Raw genomic sequence first — 17,348 nt, forward strand, 5'->3', positions numbered from 1 at the left:
TCAACGCGGCGCTTCCCAACCCAGCCAACGCACTCGTCGCGAGCGCAACAGCCCGGCCTCCGCCTGATCGAAGAGCTCTTCGAGCCTTGCGAAGAGCTCACTGTTGTCGCGCGGCTCATAGCCTTGCAGCGCCTCGCGGTAGCGGGGCAGATCATCGACAAAATCCACAAGATCCGTCGGCCCCATCCTCCGGGTGTAGGTGCCGTAGCCCAGATCTTTGAGGTAGCGCGCGTTGAGCAGCTGCTCAAACTGCCCGCCTACCGGCGTCGCCAGGTAGGGTTTGCGCAGGTGCAGTGCCTCGCCCATCAGCGTAAAGCCCGCCGAGCCGATGACTCCGGCACAGCTGGCCAGATCCTCGACAAATTGCGTCTCGCTAAAAGGCCGAAAGGTCAGGTTCCCGTGGCGCTGGTCCTCTTTGATATCGCGGCGAAGTCCATACACATAGACCGGGCGCGTGAGCCCGGCGAGCATCCGTGGAAGATCCGAAAAACTCGGAGAGGTCTGGTAGACGAGCAGGTGCTCCCCCTCGGAGGGCTGCGCGTTGAGGAGCTCGGGACGCAAGATCGGTGGCACCAACGTGGTGCGCTTCTTGCGCACCCTCGGCTCGACGAAGGTCGTGACCACGTAGTGGGCCGCGCGCGGGCATTTGGCTTTGACGATCGATTTGGCCAGCAGAAACGCGTTCATCTCCTCACCGATGATCTGCTCTTCGTGCCAGCAGCGGTTGATGAGCTGAATGTTGTCGATGCAGATCAGCGGGATGCGATGAACTTTGGCAAAGAGCCAGCTCCAGCTCTCAAAGTCACTGATCACAAGATCCGGTTCGAACTTCGCGGCCATCTCGAAGTAGCGACGCACATTGGCAGGCCAGCCCTCCATCGCCCCGCGCAGGTTGTCGACGGCGGTGGCCATCCGACGCACCTCATTATTTTCCATGGCCATCGTCAGCCCCCAGATCTGGTCGACCTCGGGCACGCGCGCTTTGAGATAGTCATGGGCGCGCCCGGAAGCGACGACCTGCACCTGATAGCCCTGCTCCAGCAGCCAGGCCAGAACCACCCCGCTGCGCATCGCATGCCCCATGCCCTCGCCGACCACGCCATATAAAATCTTCATACCAACTCCCGGGCTTCGCCTCTCTTCGACGGATAACGCCCCCCTTGTACCGCTCACAAAGCGCGCGCTTCAAGCGTATCGCGGCCGGTCGCGGTGACACTTTAGAAACGCTCTGTGGCCTGGCAGCGCGCTCCTGCATCTTCCTTGCTCGATGGCCCCCCTCGAAGTATTGTAACGCCGATCCATGATGATGCGGCGGCGTCCGGTGGCGCGCACCTCCTGCCCATTTTGCCGGCGACACAAGGCCGGCCTTTTTCAGCGCCACGATTCCGCTCATCGTCGACCGCTCCAGCCGGGAGCGGCACCTGCCAGAAGACGACATGAATCACTGTGCCACGCGCCGGAGCTTTATTGGGGACACCCCACCGAGCGCTGCCGTCAAACGGGGTCAAGACCGTGCCGATCAAACTGCGATACGCTGGAAACACCCACGTCGGGATGAAGCGGGGCCATAACGAAGACAACCTTCGTCTTGTGCCTGAGGAAAACCTCTACATCGTCGCCGACGGCATGGGAGGGCACGCCAGTGGCGAGGTCGCCTCACAGCTGGCCGTCGACACCATCGCCGAGTTCTTCATGGAGACCAGCAAGGATGAAGATCTGACCTGGCCTTATAAAATGGAGAAGGGGCGCACCTACGAGGAGAATCGCCTGGGCGCGAGCATCAAGCTCGCCAACCTGCGCATCTTCGAGACGGCCAAAAACGACCCGAGCAAGCATCACGGCATGGGTACCACGGTCGTCGCGCTGTGCATCTGCGGAGAAACCATCTACGTGGGCCACGTCGGCGACAGCCGCGTCTATCGGCTGCGCGGCGAGGAGCTCCATCAGGTCACCGAAGACCACTCGCTGCTCAACGATTACATCAAGATGAAAGATCTCACCGAAGAAGAGATCGAGAACTTCCCGCACAAAAACGTCATCGTGCGGGCGCTCGGCATGAAAGAGACCGTCCAGGTGGATGTCTGCCACGAGGAGCCCCAGCACAAAGACCTCTACCTTTTGTGCAGCGACGGGCTCAACGGGATGATCAACGACAAAGCCATCCGTCAGATCATGGTGGATAACCGCGACAACCTGGAGGTCTGCATCGATAAGCTCATCGAGGCGGCCAACAACAACGGCGGAACCGACAACACCACATGTGTGATGGTGGAGATCTTCAAAGAGTAATTCCTTCTTCGCAAAGGATGGGTCATGTCCGAGGAGCTCGACGAACGCAGTGAGCCGGGCGCCGGGGCGCCGCGCGTGGTGATCGTGTCCGGGCTGAGTGGCTCGGGCAAATCCACCGCGATTCGCGCGCTCGAAGATCTGGGCTATTTCTGCATCGACAACCTGCCGGTGCCCCTGCTGCCCAAGGTGCTGGAGCTGGCGCAGAGCGGCCCTTCGCGCCAGGCGTGGCGACGGCTGGCCTTTGTCGTCGATACCCGCGATCACGTGCATCTGGATCAGGCCAACGCCACGCTCAAACAACTCCGCGACGAGGGGATCGACGTGCAGGTGGTCTTTCTGGAGGCCACCGACGAGGTGCTGGTACGCCGTTTCAGCGAGACGCGCCGGCGCCACCCCGTCAGCGAGGCGCGTAACGTGCCCGAGGGCATCCGCCTGGAGCGGGAGTTTCTCGACGATATCCGCGCGCGTGCCGACGTGGTCGTCGACACCTCCACGCATACCGTGCACACGCTCAAAGCCCTGATTCAAGAGCGCTTCAGCGATGATGCGCCCCCGCCCTTCTCGATCTCGGTGCTGAGCTTTGGCTTTAAGTACGGGCTGCCCATTGAATGCGATCTCGTCTTCGATCTGCGCTTTCTGCCCAACCCCTATTTTGTCGAGGAGCTGCGCCCGAAGACCGGACTCGATGCCGACGTGCAGCATTATGTCCTGGGCTTGAGTGAGACGGCGACCTTTCTGGGGCTCTTTCAACAGATGGCCGAGTTCACGCTTCCGATGTACGAGCGCGAGGGCAAAAGCTACCTGACCATCGGCATCGGATGCACCGGCGGGCAGCACCGCTCGGTGGCGATTGCCGAGACGATCGCGCGCCGGCTCTCCAACCGGGGCTGGAATGTTTCAACCCGCCACCGCGATCTAGAACGCAAGTCGCGCTGAGCGTCAGCCTGTCGCTCAGCGCTCTTCGTCTTTCCTCGATCTTCGCCCCCGCTGATTCGCCCACCTGCCCGGGGCGATCTTCTGAAATTGCCGCACTGAGGCACTGATGTCTGCACGTCGTCCGGGTCTCAAACCCATCGTGATCGCGCTGGCCGTGATCGTCTTCGGGGTGATCGCCGCACTCAACATCGAGCCGGTGCCCGCCCCCGGCGCTCCGCCTGTCGCCCCCGATGAGCTCGCCACCCTCTCGCCAGCAGAGGCCCTGGCCGCCGCCGACGCCTTCTACAAGAGCCGTCCCCTCTACGAGCGCCCCCACCCCTACACAGACGTGCCCGAGGGCCTCCCCGACCTGCGTGCCGAGACCTGCGGGGCCTGCCACGCCGAGATCTATGCCGAGTGGCAGCTCTCCACCCACCGCCGCGCCTGGCTCGACGACGCCCAGTTCATGGAGGAGCTCGCCAAATCCCGTGGCGAGCACAACCCGCCCGACGCCGAGCGCCATGACGTCAGCTGGATGTGCGTCAACTGCCACACCCCCCTGGTCAACCAGCTCGAAAAACTCGTGGTGGGCCTGGAAGAAGGCGACATCTCCAAACCGATCTACGTCGATAACCCCACCTTTGATGCCGAACTGCAGCTCGACGCCATCACCTGCGCCACCTGCCATGTGCGCGATGGCGTGGTGCTCGGCCCCCGGGGTGACGCCACCGCCGCGCCCCACCCGGTGGCAAAAGGCGATCACCTCCTCGACGAAGAGAACTGCGTGCGCTGCCACCAGGCCGAAGCCCTCTTCCCCGAGCAAACCCTGGGCTGCTTCTTCACCACCGGCGAGGAGTGGTCCCGGAGCGCGTTTGCCGAGAAGGGCCAGCACTGCCAGGACTGCCACATGCCCCAGACCGAGCGCCCCATCGCCCGGGGCTATAATGTCCCCGTGCGCAAGACCCGCCACCACTGGTTCGGGGGCTCGCTGATTCCCAAAAAGCCCGAGTATGAGTCGGAGATCGCCCCTCTTCGCGCGATCTTTGGCTCCGGTGCCTCCATCTATCTGGAAGGCCCCGCCGAGAACTGTGCCGGCAACGGCTGCGCCGATGCCCGGGTGGTGGTGCTCAACGATAAGGCCGGCCACCGCTTTCCCACCGGCGACCCGGAGCGCCACGTCGACGTCAGCGCCCGCGTCCTCTCCCCGGAGGGCCAGGAGCTGGTCCGCCAGGAGATGCGCATCGGCGCGATCTTTGACTGGTGGCCCGAGATCAAGCTCCGAAGCGACAACCGCATCCTGCCCGGCGAGTCCCTTGAGATGGGGCTCTCCTGGGAGGAGCACCAACTCGCCATGCAGGATGAGCCGGTGATCGTGGAGATCGAGGCCGTCAAAGAGCGCATGCACGAGGAGGCCTTTGACTTCCACGAGCTGGAGGGGCGCTACGTGCGCGGACGCCACTTCCACCGCTCCCGCTGGGAGGTGGATGCGAATGGGGAGGTGCGCCTGCTTGAGATCGAAGACGATTTTGGCGCCCGCCAGACTCTGGCCCCTCAAGAGGCGTCGCCCTCGCCAGACTGAGTGCTTAGCTTTAGAGGGATTGTGCCGATCGCAGTGCTCTGCGGCCCCCGACCTCCGAGGCTTTCCATGCGCCATGCTACCACTGCCGCCCTGCCCCGCTCCGCGGAGGCCTTCTCCGCCTTTTTTCTGGGCGCCCCCTGGCCGATGCATCTCGTCGACGCTCAGGGCACCCCGGGGGTCTGCAACCCGGCGCTGGTCGAGCTCCTGGGCCTTGAGGATTCCACCCCTTCCCCCGAGGAGCTGCTCACCCCGGAGGCCGCCCGCCAGCTCGCCCGGGCCAGCCGCCTCCTGGCTCAGGGGGAGCGCGATTTTGTCGATCGCGCCCTGACCTACCTTCACGCCTCCGGCACCCCCATTCGCGCCGCGCGTCAGCGCCTGATCCCCCTGGAGCGAGAGGAGGGCGCAGAGCCCACCTACCTGGCCATGCTCAACGAACTTGTGCCGCCGCAGCCCTTCAGCCGCGCCACCCTGCAGAGCCGCATGGCCCAGGCCATCGCCCACGACTTCAACAACGTGTTTACGGTCGCGGCCAGCTACGTCGATCTGGTGCGCCACCAGGTCGAGGACGATCCGCATGGTCAGCAGCTGGAGCGCGCGCTCAGAGCCTGCCGACGGGGCATCGCGCTGGTCGACGCCCTGCAACTTCTGACCTCGCTTGACGGGCTGCCCCCCACCGAGACCGATCTCAACGAGCTCTTAGAGCGCCAGCAGCGCGTGCTCAGTCAGACCCTCTCCCCGGGCCCCAAACTCCACGTCAGCTGTGAGGAGGATCTGCCCATTCTGCGCGCTCATCCCTCCCGGGTCGGCCAGCTGGTGGCCGATCTGGTGGCCAACGCCCTGATGCGCTGGCCGCAGGCCAGCCGTCTGGAGCTCAGCGCGCGACACGCCCGCGCCGAGCACCCCGGTGTGGAGCTGACCATCGGCGGCCCCGACGACCCCAACGCCGTCTACGAGGGGCCCTTCTGGCCCATGCTCGTAGGACGCGTGGAGCACAACGAGCATATGACGCGCGTGCCCGATGTGATCGCCGAGTTTTCCGTGGATGTGATCTGCGATCAGCACGCCATCACTGCCTTTTTGCCCGCCCCCACCCTGCACTAAGCTCCGGTCCATCCTCCAGGTCGGCCCGCCCCCCTGCCCGGAGCTCGCCCCTCTCCTCACTCAAACTCCGTGCACATCTCCGAGGGGTGATACACTGCAGCGCCCTGCTGGTAGACCAGCTTCGCTCCCAGATGTCCGACGTATCCTAACAACGCGATACCAAGACAAAGCCCCAGAGCGATCACCACCCGAAGAGCCAGGCGCAGGCCCCTCGACAGGCCTGTAACCCCCCGGACAAACTCCAGAACGGTGGCGACCGTGAAGGTGATGGCACAGATCCAGGCCAGGTTCTCATGGCGCTCCACCACCGTGGGATCACATAAGGTCCGAACAACCTCCGCGTCGGCCAGATCTCCGGTATAGACGGCCAACCAGGCCCCGGCTGTGCCCACACTCAGGGCCAGCCGGGCGGCCGGACGCAAAAATCCCCGGGGCCCCCCGGGGTTGGTCATCGCGCCGGCCAGCCAGGCCAGCACCCCGAAGATCAACACGCCAATGGGGAGATGCACGACGAGCGGATGCCACAGCTCCACTCGCCACATATCGGGGAGCGCACCCATCGCGTTACTCGAGGATCGTGACAGAGATCGGGTCGAGGCGCTTTCCGACCTTCTTGATCTCGACTTCGACCTTCTGCCCCTGCTCCAACACACCGAACTCCGCGGGCTGCCCGCCCTTCGTCAACGTCGTCTCGTCGATGAAGTAGAGCTCGAGCTCCTGGCCATTCGCATCGACGTAAATCTCTTTCTCATCGGCGTTGACCTTCTTGATCGTCCCCTCGTACGTACCGCTTTCGACGACGGCGTGCTCCTCGGCGTCGCTGCCGGAGGGCTTTTCGCAGCCGATCAATGCGCTGCCGGAGAGCGCCATAAGCGTGATCGTGAGCATCATCATTCGGGACAGGGTTTTCATCGTGATCTCCTTTAAGAGGCATCATGTCAGCGGTCCGACGACCCGACACGACGTCGAGACGAAGGGCCCACACCATAGGGCTCGGGGACCGGAGTGGCCATACTAAACCCGGGCACGCCGCTGGCGAGCAAGCGACGAGTCAACCAGGGGCGTTCCGACGCATGGCCACCACGTTCGCTGGCGGCCTCGCAAGGGCGGCCGGCGCGTTGTAACGCGCCAGGGCATACCCTTTTAGGGGGTTGAACCCCCTCCCCTTCCGTCCGCGGACGCCTCCAATCGGGTCGGAACCTCGTCGGAGCCGTCCCGGGACACGGTCGCTTCATGGTTCTACCCCCCGGAACCCCGTCCGCGGACGCCTCCAATCGGGTCGGAACCTCGTCGGAGCCGTCCCGGGTCACGGTCGCTTCATGGCGCTTCGCCAGCCGAGGCGTCCCGGGGCACGGTCGCTTCATGGTCCTACCCCCCGGAACCCCGTCCGCGGACGCCTCCAATCGGGTCGGAACCTCGTCGGAGCCGTCCCGGGACACGGTCGCTTCATGGCGCTTCGCCACCCGAGCCGTCCCGGGACACGGTCGCTTCATGGCGCTTCGCCACCCGAGGCGCCCCGGGACACGGTCGCTTTATGGCGCTCCGCCATGTGAGGCGCCCCGGGGCACGCTCCCTTCGCATCGCTCCGCCATCTGAGGCGCCCCGGGGCGTCCCGACACAGGTGCGGCCGGCGGCGGTGGCGCCCGCGGGCAACCTGGGGCATGCTCCCGCCACCCGAGCCCGGGACGCCCGGGCCCCCATGCCCCCACCCACTCTGAATCACCCTCCTGCCGAGTGTGTTATGCGTTATTACCCCCGCGTCGATCTGACCCAACCTCTGGAGAATGTGCTGCGCGCCGGGCACCCCTGGATTTTCGAAGACGCGCTCCGTCACCCGGAGCTTGAGGCCGGCGACGCCGTCGACGTCTACGACATGCACGGCGCCTGGCTGGGGCGAGGCATCATCGATCCCGACTCGCCCATCCGCGTGCGCCTGTGGACGCGTAACCCCCAGACCGAGCTCGATAACCGCCTGCTCGACCAGCGTATCCGCCAGGCGATGAAGCGTCGGCCCTTTCCCACGGCCGATACCAACGGCTTTCGCCTGCTCAACGGGGAGGGCGACCGGGTGCCGGGCCTTGTATGCGATATCTACGGGGATGTGGCCGTGCTGCGCCCCGACGGGCTGGCCGCCGAGCGCTGGCTGAAGCCCGCACGCCAGACGATCAGCAAACTTTTGCCGGTGAAACACTGGGCGATCAAACGCTCGAACCTCCACCGCGGCAAGCTCCCCCGCGCCGAATGGTGGGAGTGCGAGGCCCCGGCGGAGACAACCTTTGTGGAGGGCGGGCTCACCTACGTGGTCGACCCGATGGAGGGCCAGAAGACGGGCTTTTTCCTCGATCAGCGTGCCAACCGCCGCCGCCTGGCCGAGCTCTGTGTGGGACGCCGGCTGCTCAACCTCTTCGGGTACACCGGGGCGTTCTCGCTGGCGGCGGCGGCCCGGGGGGCGGCGCGCACGACCACTGTGGACCTGGCCGCGCCGGCCATCGCCGACGCCCGACGCAACTTTGAACGCAACCACATCCCGGCTCCCGCCCACGGATTTGAGGCCTGCGACGCCTTTGAATACCTGGAGCAATTCGACGCGGAGCGCGCCCCCTTTGAGGTCGCCGTCTGCGATCCGCCCAGCTTCGCCCACCGCCACAGCGACGTGCCGCGGGCGACCGAGGCCTATACGCGAATTTTCCAAAAGTTGATTGAGGTCATGCCCACCGGCGCTACCATTGCTCTGGCCTCGTGCAGCAGCCATATCGATCGGGGGCGTTTTTTGAACATCGTCTCCGCCGCAAGCCAGCGCGCCGGGGCCGAGCTGGTGCTCACCGGCACCTTTGGTGCCGACGTCGATCACCCCACGCTGGCCGCCTTCCCGGAGGGCGATTATCTGCAGTTCAGCGTGGGCACGCTCTGCCGCGACTGAGCTCGCTGGCGAGCGGGCTGCTGGCGCATCAAGCCAGCTCGCCTTGTCAGCACGGGGGGTGCTGGCCGATGGTGGGCACCTCGACACGACGTAACGCAGATCCCGAGTCTTAGAGCGCCGCCCGAAAAGGGTCCGGGGCGCAAGGTTGGAGGAGAAGGTGGCAAAGGGCTCAAAATCGGGCGGGTTGGGGGATTGGCTCTCCTCGGTATGGGGGGCGGTGGAGCGGGTGCCTCAGCTGGAGGCGCGTGTGGTGACCTGGGTCCCCACCCTTTTTGCCGCCAGAAGTGCCACCCGCGCGCTGGTGGAGCTGGGCCGAGAGACGCTCGGCCCCCTCACCGACGAGGAGCGAGCCTGGAAGCTCCCCGACAGCGAACTCGCTGCGCTCGTGGGCGCGATGGCCGAGCTGGCCGACGCGCTGCCCGCCCTCGATAAAGCCGTCCCGAGCTTTCAGGAGATGAGCCAGCTGCGCGCGGAGGTGGCCTCCGATCCGGCCACCCATGAGCTGGGCATCAGCCTGCTCAAGAGCCTCGAAGAGCTCGCGCAGAGCGGGCTGACAAAACTCGTGGAGCTGGCCTTTTTCTCGCGCGAGACCCCGCAGAGCGAGGCCACCGCCGAGCGGCTCACCGCCCTGCTCACGCGGGTGGAGCAGGCCGCCGACAGCCTCCTGGCCGCCGGCATCGAAGCGATGGCAAAGCCCCCCACCGATGGCAGCGCCGATAACGCCCCCTGCCCTCCGCCCTCCGAGCCCCCCTCGAAGGACGAGGACGAAAACGACGAGGGTGGGGCCGACGTCGACGCCCCCGATGTGGCAGTGGACCCCCTTTCCCCTGAGGATTCATGAGCCTGAACCCCGCTCCCAACCTCTCTGCGGCCCTGCAACGCGACCTGGAGGCGATCGTCGGCGCTGGATGGGTGCGCAGCCAGCTCCCCGATCGTCTGGCCTACGACAACGACTGCTGGCCGCGGGGCATCATCCTGACCCGCGGGCGACGCCTGGGCGTGCACCGTCCCTCGGCGGTGGTGCAGCCGGCCGACGAAGAGGAGGTGGTGGCGCTGGTGAACTGGGCGCGCACGACCGGCACGCCCATCATCCCCTTTGGCGCCGGAAGTGGCGTGTGCGGCGGCACCGTCGCCCTCGATGAACGCGCGATCGTCATCGATCTCAAGCGTATGGACCGGCTCCTGGAGGCCGACGCCGAGCGCCTGCTCATGCGCGCGCAGCCCGGGCTCATCGGCATGAATATGGAGCGGGCGCTGAACTACCGGGGGCTGACCCTGGGTCATTTTCCCTCCTCGCTCTACTGCTCGAGCGTGGGCGGGTATCTGGCGGCGCGCTCGGCCGGGCAGTACTCCAGCCTCTACGGCAAGATCGAGGATATGGTCGTGAGCATGCGCGTGGTCACCGGCCGCGGCGAGTCCATCGACACCGCCGCCAGCCCGCAGCACCCCGGAGTGCAGGAGGGCGCCGCTGGCGAGGCGATGCTGGCGGAGAGCACGCAGCTCTTTGTCGGCAGCGAGGGCACGCTGGGGCTGATCACCGAGGCCACGCTGCGCCTGCAGCCTCTGCCCTCGCGCCAGCTCTACCGCGGGTTTCAGTTTCCGACCCTCCAGGGCGCGCTCGACGCCATCCGCGAGCTGATGCAGCAGGGGCTGCGCCCGGCGGTGGTGCGCCTCTACGACGAGTTCGACAGCCTGATCGCCGGCAGCGGCCGCAAGCGCGCCCGCAAGGCCGACGCCTCCACGCTGAGCACCGTCCCTCCGGGCGGCGCCGCGCCAACGCCGAGCGCCGGCGAGCTGCTCAAGGGCCTGGGGCGCCTGGCCCGTCGCACGCTGGGGGATCTGGGGGTGGCCGCCCCGATGGAGCGCCTGGTGGAGCGAGCCTCCCGCGAGCTGTTGAGCCGCGCGGTGGGCCAACCGCTTTTGATCAATCGCCTGGCCGAGCGGGTGCCCGCTCAATGCCTACTGGTCATCGGCTTTGAGGGCCATAACGAGCTCATCGACGCCGAGGCCTCCTACGCCTTTGATCTGCTGGGGCGCTACGGGGTGGACCTCGGGGAGGGGCCGGGCAAGCACTGGCTGAAAAACCGCTTCTCGGTCAGCTACAAACAATCGCCGATGTTCGATGCGGGCACCTTTGTCGACACGATGGAGGTCTCCACGACCTGGGAGAACGTGCTGCCCCTCTACGAGGCGGTGCGCCGGGCGGTGGAGCGGGAGGTCTTTATCATGGCGCATTTCAGCCATGTTTACGCCGAGGGCTGCTCGATCTACTTCACCTTTGCCGGCTTTGGCAGCGACCTCGACCAGACCCTTCGCACCTACGAGCTGACCTGGAACCGGGCGCTGGGAGCGGTGGCCGACGCCGGCGGTTCCATTGCGCATCATCACGGCGTGGGGCGCTCCAAGGCGGCGTTCACCGCCCGCGATCATCGGGGCGGCGAAGCGTTCTTTAAGGTGCTGAAATCCACGTACGATCCGGACGGCATTCTCAACCCTTCCAAGGTCTACCTGTGAGAGAGACATCGACGTTGAGCGCGCCCTCCCGCCATCATTATGAGGCCCGGGGGCTGGATCTCCCGGCGGAGGAGCGGATCGTGGAAACCCGTCAGCAGCTCATCGAGAGCTGCCGGGAGCTCGATGGCGCCGGCCGCGCGTCCGTTCTGGTGGGCGACGGTCAGCACCTTCGCCACCGGCTCGACGGGGCGGTGGTGCTGCGCACCGAGGGCCTACATCGCATCGTCTCCATCGACCGCCACAGCGGGCTTGTACGCGCGGAGGCCGGGGTGCGCTGGCGCGACTTCCAGGACGCCCTGCACGCCGAGGGGCTCTCGGCCGGAGGCTACGCGCTGCAGCCCTCCACGGCGACCCTGGGGGGCCTTCTGGCGCGTTTTCGCCCGGGGCCCAAAACCCTGGGGATGGGCTCGTTGCGCGACGGCTGCGTGGCCTTGAGCGCCTTTTCCCCCGAGAGCGGCAGCTACGATTATCTGGTGGCGCCGCGCAAGGCGGCCGGCCCCGATCTGCGTTACCTCTTCATCGGTGCGGAGGGCCGCCACGGCCCGATTTTAGAGGCTACGCTGGTCGCTCGCCGACCTCTGGAGAGCGAGCTTTTGATCTTTGAGGGCCTTCCCCTCTCCGAGGCCCTGGGGCTTTTGGAGGCCATCTACCGCGCCGGGTTGCGCTGGCAGTGGATGCACTACGGCGCGAGCTCCGAGCGCCTCCAGATCGCGCTGAGCGCGCCCGGAGCCCTGTTGCGGGGGCAGATCCGGTGGATCGAGGCCAACCTGCGCCTGCCCGACGCCCATCTGGAGGTGGAGGCGCTGCGCGCGCGGCGGCGCTGGCTCGAAGATCGCCACCCGGCCCGGCGAGCGTACAGCCGCGCGGAGCGCGCGAGCGGACTGTGGTGTACGGCCCGCGCGCTGGAGAACCCGCCCCTGGACCGGAGCACCCCGGGGGTAGACGATCTGACGATCACCGCGTTTACACCCGACCGGGTGGAGCTTGTCGTCGAGCACCACGCCCCGCTCGATGTGCCCATGCCCGGGGTGATCGCGCGCTGGCCGCTTCGCCAGAATCTCCCGCTTGTTTCATTCACCGCCGCACCCACCGGCACGGAGGCCAGCTGATGCGCCACGACGACGCCCCCCCTCTAAAAGACGCTCCGCAGGGAGACGCCCCCCCGGGAGATGCGCGGCCGGCTGCGCCTCCCGACGCGATCGCGCGCATGAGCGCCTACTGCACCTACTGCCCGAAGATGTGCCGCTTCAGCTGCCCGGCATCGGCGGCGGAGTCGCGCGAGACGGTCACGCCCTGGGGGATGATGCGGCTCCTGGAGCTGACCGGCGATCAGAGCGTGGCGTTAAGCCCGGAGGTGGCCGAGACCTTTTACCATTGCACCGGTTGCCGGCGTTGCCAGGCGTTTTGCCGCCACGACAACGACGTGCCCCGCGCGCTGTGGCGGGCCCGCGAGCAGGCCGCAGACGCCGGGCTGATCCCGGCGGCGCTCACAACGCTGCGCGAGCACTTCGATGCGCATAGCCGCCCCTACGCCGAGGCGATCGACTGGCGCCCGGACCCGGAGGTATTTGACCCCGAAGCGACCGTGGGTTTCTGGCCGGACTGCGACACCCTCGCCACCAACCCGGAGCTTATCGATCGGGTGGGCAGGCTGCTTGAGCGGGTGCTCGGCGAAAAGGTGCGTCTGATCGGCACCGGCCCTGATCACCTGCCGGTATGCTGTGGATTTCCCTTAGGCGCCACCGGCGACCGTCCCGCTCTGGACCATCACCTCAAAGAGCGCTGGCCCTCGCTCAAGGGGCTGACCGAGCTCTACACCGACTGCCCGGCGCTCTGCGCGTGGGCCGAGCCGGGGAGCTCCTGGCCGGAACTCTCTCACGGCGATCCGGAGCGCCTCAAGCCCACCCATCTGGTGGAGGTGTTGGCCGAAGCCGTCGGCCAGAACCCGCCGCCGGAGAAGCTCGATGTGAGCGCGATCATGGTGCACCACAGCTGCATGATGACCCGCCAGGCCCCGCTGGCGACACCGAGCCTCAAGCTCTTACGGGCGCTGGGGTCCGGCGAGCCGGTGACCATGATGTTTGACGGGGTGGAGGCGGAATGCTGCGGGGGCCAGGCCGTCTACCGCGCTCTGGAGCCCGAGGCTGCGCGCCGCCAGGCCGCGCGGGTTGCCGAGCAGCTGCACCAGCATCCCACGGCCACACGTCAGGTGAGCACGGCGGCGACCTGCGCCTGCGCGCTTGGCGAGGCCCGCGCGGATCTCGACATCACCTCGCTTCTGGAGCTGGTCTGCGAAGCCTACACGATTTAGATTTACGACACTGTGAGCCAGCGTTGACGCCGTGCCTGCTGCCCTCGATGGGATCTTTGTATGAGTGAACACTCCGCACATCTTCGCACCTTCGTTGTCGCCAACCCGGTCGCCGGGGCGGGCCAGGTCAAAGAGGACTGGCCGCTTTTGGAGCGCCTTCTGCGCGCGAACCTCCCGGAGGTCGACTTTGCCTTTACCGAAGGTCCGGGCCACGCCACGTTGCTGGCCCGCGAGGCGTTGCGGACCGGCTGGGAGATGGTCGTAGCCGTCGGCGGCGACGGCACGCTCAACGAGGTCGCCAACGGCTTTTTTGAGCGCCCTGATGCCTCCACCTGCTACTCGCTCGATGACGAGGGCTGGGTGCGCCGCCTCGACCTGAGTCTAAAACCTGTCAACCCCGAGGCGGTGCTGGGGCTTGTGCCCCTGGGTACCGGCGGTGATTTTCGCCGCTCGGTGGGGCTGATGGCCGGGGCCCCGGAGGCGATTGAGCGGCTGCGCGGCCGCGAGACCCGCTCGCTCGATCTGGGGCAGGTGGGATTTCTCGACGCCCGCGACCGCATCGCCACGCGCTACTTTGTCAACATCGCCAGCGGGGGCATCAGCGGGCTGGTCGACGCGATGGCCAACAGCACCTGGAAGGGACTGGGCGGCCGGGCGAGCTTCACCCTTGCCACGGCCCGGGCGTTTGCGCGCTGGAAGAATATCGAGGTGGAGCTGCGCCTGGACAACACCGCCGAGCTGCGCGAGCGGGTGCTCGACCTGGTCGTCGCCAATGGTGAGTACTTTGGAGGCGGGATGTGGGTGGCCCCGGGCGCTGAGCTTGACGATGGCAAGCTGCAGGTCATCGTCATGGGGGATCTGAGTAAAACCCAGGCCATGCGCATGTTCACCGACATCTACAAGGGCAAACACTTAAGCCACCGCAACGTCGGCCGTCACCGGGCCCGGCAGGTGGCGGTACGCCTGATCAAAAGCTCGCCAAACGCGCTGGTGGATCTGGACGGGGAGCAACCCGGCAAGCTCCCGGCGACCTTCAACGTGCATGCCGGTGCGATGACCTTTAAAGCCTGATCGCGATTGTAGAGATCAGGCCGCCAGCGCCGGCTCATCGACCTGCGGCGCGGGCGGAACGGCCGGCTCGCGCTGGCGGCGAAGCAGGCGCATCGCGTTGAAGATCACGATCATGCTGGCGCCCATGTCGGCGACGATCGCCATCCAGAGCGTGGCCCAGCCCCCCATCGCCAGCACCAGGAAGATGGCTTTCAGCCCGAGCGCCACGCTGATGTTCTGCAGGATGATCGCGCGGGTCTTTTTGCCGATGGCGATCGCCTCGGCCAGACGGCTCAGGTCGTCGCCCATCAGGGCCACATCGGCGCTCTCCAGGGCCACGTCGGTGCCGGCGGCCCCCATCGCCACACCGACGGAGGCGGCAGCGAGCGCGGGGGCGTCGTTGACGCCGTCGCCGACCATCGCCACGCGATCGCCGCTCAGGGTTTTGAGCGCTTCGACCTGCGCGATCTTGTCGTGGGGGCTCTGGCGAGCGAAGACCAGGTCGGGCGAAAGGCCCAGACGCTCGGCCACAGCGAGAGCGGCCGGGCGGCCGTCGCCGGTGAGCATGGCGATGTGCTCAATGCCCGCCTGCCGCAGCGCCGCCAGCGCCGCGGGGGCCTCGGCGCGCACCCGGTCACCGAGGGCGATCACGCCTAAAAGCTGCGCGTCGCGGGCGACGGCAACGAGCGTGTGGCCGCGCTCCTCAAGCGCCTGCGCTTTTGCCAGGAAGTCTTCTTCAAGCGCCACTCCCAGCTCCGAGAGCCACGCCAGCTGACCCACCCGCAGGGTGGGCATCGCCCCCGGTGTGGCGTTCTCGTCGCGAGCGCTTCCCCCATCGTCGCGAAGGCGCGCTTCGATGCCCGCCCCGACCACCGCGCGCGCGTCGACCACCTGATCGACAAATCGCCCGGGTTCAAAACGCCCCATCGCCGCGGCCACAATCGCCCGGCCGATGGGATGTTCGCTGGCCGCCTCTACCCGCGCGGCCGCCAGCAAAAGATCATCCGCCTCCACTCCCGGGGCGACCTCCATCGCCTCCACCACGAGCTTGCCCTCGGTCAGCGTCCCGGTCTTATCAAGCGCCAGCGCGCGCAACCCGCCCAGCCGCTCCAGCCACTTTCCGCCCTTGACCAGGATGCCCCGGCGCGCAGCCCGCGCCAGCCCGGCCACGTTGGCGATCGGCGTGGAGATCACCAGCGCGCAGGGGCAGGCGATCACCAAAAAGACCAGCGCCCGGTAAAACCACAGCTCCCCGCCGCCGCCGGCGACCAGCGGCCCGATCAGGGCAACAGCCACCGCCAGCGCGACCACCGCCGGGGTGTAATAACGCGCAAAACGATCGATAAACTGCTCGGCCGGCGAGGCCTGGGCGCGGGCCTCTTCGACGGCGTCGATGATGCGGGCGAGCGTGCTGCGGGAGGCCGGCTCGGTACAACGCATGCTGACGCGCCCGGCCTGGTTGACCGTGCCCGCATAGAGCGCATCCCCCTCGACCTTGCGCACATGACGCGACTCCCCGGTGATGGTCGACTCATCGATCTCGGTGACGCCGCTTAAGAGCACCCCGTCGACCGGAACGCGCGCTCCGGGGCGAAGCTCCACCTCGTCGCCCGGTCGCACCTCGGCCACCGCGACCTCTTCAAAGCCCTGGCCGCGTCGCACCCGCGCCACCGGCGGGGCCAGCGAGACGAGCGCGCCGATGGCCTCACGAGCTCGCACCATCGAGCGCGCCTCCAGCCACTCGGCAAACCCGAAGAGCAGGATCACCGCCGTGGCCTCAAACCACTCCCCGACTGCAGCGGCCCCGATCACCGCAATGGTCACCAGGATGTTGATGTCGATACGACGCTGGCGCAGCGCATGAAAGGCCTGCCGGTAGACATAGACGCCGCCGATGATGATCGCCGCACTCAGCGCCAGCTTCTCGGCCACCGCCGCGCCCTCGACGCCGAAGCGCAAGAAGGCACCCAGGGCTGTAAGCAGCGCGCCGGCAACCATCGTGAAGAAGCGGCCGTCGAAGGCCGAGCCGGAGGGCGCGGCGCGGCGGCCGGCCTCCCGGCGCGCGTGGGCCTTAAGCCCCACTCGCCACAGCGCGGCGACCGTGGCCTCATCGCGAGAGCTCTGCCCGTCGTGGTAGACGGTCAGCGTGCCCGAGGGCACGCTGATGCGCAGCTCTGAAACACCCGGAGCGCCGCGCAGCGCGTCTTCGATCAACCGAACTTCGCTCTGGCAGCACAACCCCTCCACATCGAAGACCGTGCGCGCGGACGCCGAGTTGACCTCCGGTCCCCCGACCTCATCCCCCTGGTCAGACGACGCGTGACCCGCGGCGCAGTCGTGATCACCGTGGTCATGATGGGCATGATGGGCATGATCGTGCCCGGCGTGATCGTGATGATCATGCGGGTGCTCCTCGCCCCGTTGAAGATCCACAGTGTCCCCGGCACGCGGCGCGTCGGAGGTACATCCCGCACTGCTACAACAGGTCGAGCTCTGGAGTGGGTCACGATCCACGAAAGACTCCTCAAAAGGATACAGCTTTTACGAGGCCTGGCCGCCGGAGGACCAGACGATGGTCTACATGATGACGCCGTGAGCCAGCGTTGACGTCGCATCTGCTGCAGTGAGCGACATCGACTTCTGCTCACGGCGTTGTAAAGACGACGGAG

At 66.9% G+C, this 17,348-nt stretch carries 14 protein-coding genes; 10 read left to right on the top strand and 4 right to left on the bottom strand.

Going from position 1 to position 17,348, the window contains the following annotated elements:
• Complete coding sequence (locus tag EA187_RS06365; RefSeq protein ID WP_127779606.1) at nt 1-1,116, bottom strand: MJ1255/VC2487 family glycosyltransferase; 1,116 nt, start codon at nt 1,114-1,116, stop codon at nt 1-3.
• A gap of 402 nt (nt 1,117-1,518) precedes the next feature.
• On the opposite strand from EA187_RS06365, the gene EA187_RS06370 reads away from it, so the two are divergent.
• The 4 genes from EA187_RS06370 (at nt 1,519) to EA187_RS06385 (ending at nt 5,884) form a co-directional block, all read left to right on the top strand.
• Nucleotides 1,519-2,289 (top strand): Stp1/IreP family PP2C-type Ser/Thr phosphatase, encoded by a 771-nt coding sequence (locus EA187_RS06370; RefSeq protein WP_115606804.1) that lies wholly within the window; start codon nt 1,519-1,521, stop codon nt 2,287-2,289.
• Nucleotides 2,290-2,313: 24 nt separating this feature from the next.
• Nucleotides 2,314-3,225, top strand: coding sequence for an RNase adapter RapZ (gene rapZ, locus EA187_RS06375; protein ID WP_115606672.1), 912 nt, complete (start codon nt 2,314-2,316; stop codon nt 3,223-3,225).
• A 106-nt stretch (nt 3,226-3,331) separates the two neighbouring features.
• Nucleotides 3,332-4,783, top strand: a complete 1,452-nt coding sequence (locus EA187_RS06380) for a multiheme c-type cytochrome (protein ID WP_115606670.1) — start codon at nt 3,332-3,334, stop codon at nt 4,781-4,783.
• A 66-nt stretch (nt 4,784-4,849) separates the two neighbouring features.
• Complete coding sequence (locus EA187_RS06385; protein ID WP_115606669.1) at nt 4,850-5,884, top strand: nitrogen regulation protein NR(II); 1,035 nt, start codon at nt 4,850-4,852, stop codon at nt 5,882-5,884.
• Between the two features lie 56 nt (nt 5,885-5,940).
• On the opposite strand, the gene EA187_RS06390 is transcribed toward EA187_RS06385, so the two are convergent.
• Together EA187_RS06390 and EA187_RS06395 are read right to left on the bottom strand one after the other, a co-directional pair.
• Nucleotides 5,941-6,444 carry a DUF2231 domain-containing protein gene (locus tag EA187_RS06390; RefSeq protein WP_115606667.1) on the bottom strand — a complete coding sequence of 168 codons (504 nt, stop codon included), beginning with the start codon at nt 6,442-6,444 and terminating at the stop codon, nt 5,941-5,943.
• 4 nt (nt 6,445-6,448) lie between these two features.
• Entirely contained in the window at nt 6,449-6,796 is a 348-nt protein-coding gene (locus EA187_RS06395) for a hypothetical protein (protein WP_206524206.1), read from the bottom strand.
• Nucleotides 6,797-7,625: 829 nt separating this feature from the next.
• On the opposite strand from EA187_RS06395, the gene EA187_RS06400 reads away from it, so the two are divergent.
• From EA187_RS06400 to EA187_RS06425, 6 genes are all read left to right on the top strand, one after another.
• Nucleotides 7,626-8,804, top strand: a complete 1,179-nt coding sequence (locus EA187_RS06400) for a class I SAM-dependent rRNA methyltransferase (RefSeq protein WP_164856061.1) — start codon at nt 7,626-7,628, stop codon at nt 8,802-8,804.
• A 157-nt stretch (nt 8,805-8,961) separates the two neighbouring features.
• On the top strand, nt 8,962-9,645 hold the full coding sequence (locus EA187_RS06405; protein WP_115606664.1) for a hypothetical protein: 684 nt from the start codon (nt 8,962-8,964) through the stop codon (nt 9,643-9,645).
• Nucleotides 9,642-11,318 carry an FAD-binding oxidoreductase gene (locus EA187_RS06410; protein WP_127779609.1) on the top strand — a complete coding sequence of 559 codons (1,677 nt, stop codon included), beginning with the start codon at nt 9,642-9,644 and terminating at the stop codon, nt 11,316-11,318. The genes EA187_RS06405 and EA187_RS06410 overlap by 4 nt, the downstream gene beginning before the upstream one ends.
• Entirely contained in the window at nt 11,315-12,427 is a 1,113-nt protein-coding gene (locus EA187_RS06415) for an FAD-binding oxidoreductase (protein ID WP_164856062.1), read from the top strand. The genes EA187_RS06410 and EA187_RS06415 overlap by 4 nt, the downstream gene beginning before the upstream one ends.
• Complete coding sequence (locus EA187_RS06420) at nt 12,427-13,629, top strand: (Fe-S)-binding protein (protein ID WP_127779612.1); 1,203 nt, start codon at nt 12,427-12,429, stop codon at nt 13,627-13,629. Before EA187_RS06415 ends, EA187_RS06420 begins: the two co-directional genes overlap by 1 nt.
• Before the next feature lie 60 nt (nt 13,630-13,689).
• Nucleotides 13,690-14,700, top strand: coding sequence for a diacylglycerol/lipid kinase family protein (locus tag EA187_RS06425; RefSeq protein WP_127779614.1), 1,011 nt, complete (start codon nt 13,690-13,692; stop codon nt 14,698-14,700).
• A 15-nt stretch (nt 14,701-14,715) separates the two neighbouring features.
• Here the strand turns inward: EA187_RS06425 and EA187_RS06430 are convergent, their stop codons facing one another.
• The gene (locus tag EA187_RS06430) at nt 14,716-17,193 is read right to left on the bottom strand and encodes a heavy metal translocating P-type ATPase (RefSeq protein WP_127779616.1); all 2,478 of its coding nucleotides are present in this window, start codon (nt 17,191-17,193) and stop codon (nt 14,716-14,718) included.
• Between the last annotated feature and the right edge of the window lie 155 nt (nt 17,194-17,348).

The organism is Lujinxingia sediminis (assembly GCF_004005565.1).
GTDB lineage: Bacteria > Myxococcota_A > Bradymonadia > Bradymonadales > Bradymonadaceae > Lujinxingia > Lujinxingia sediminis.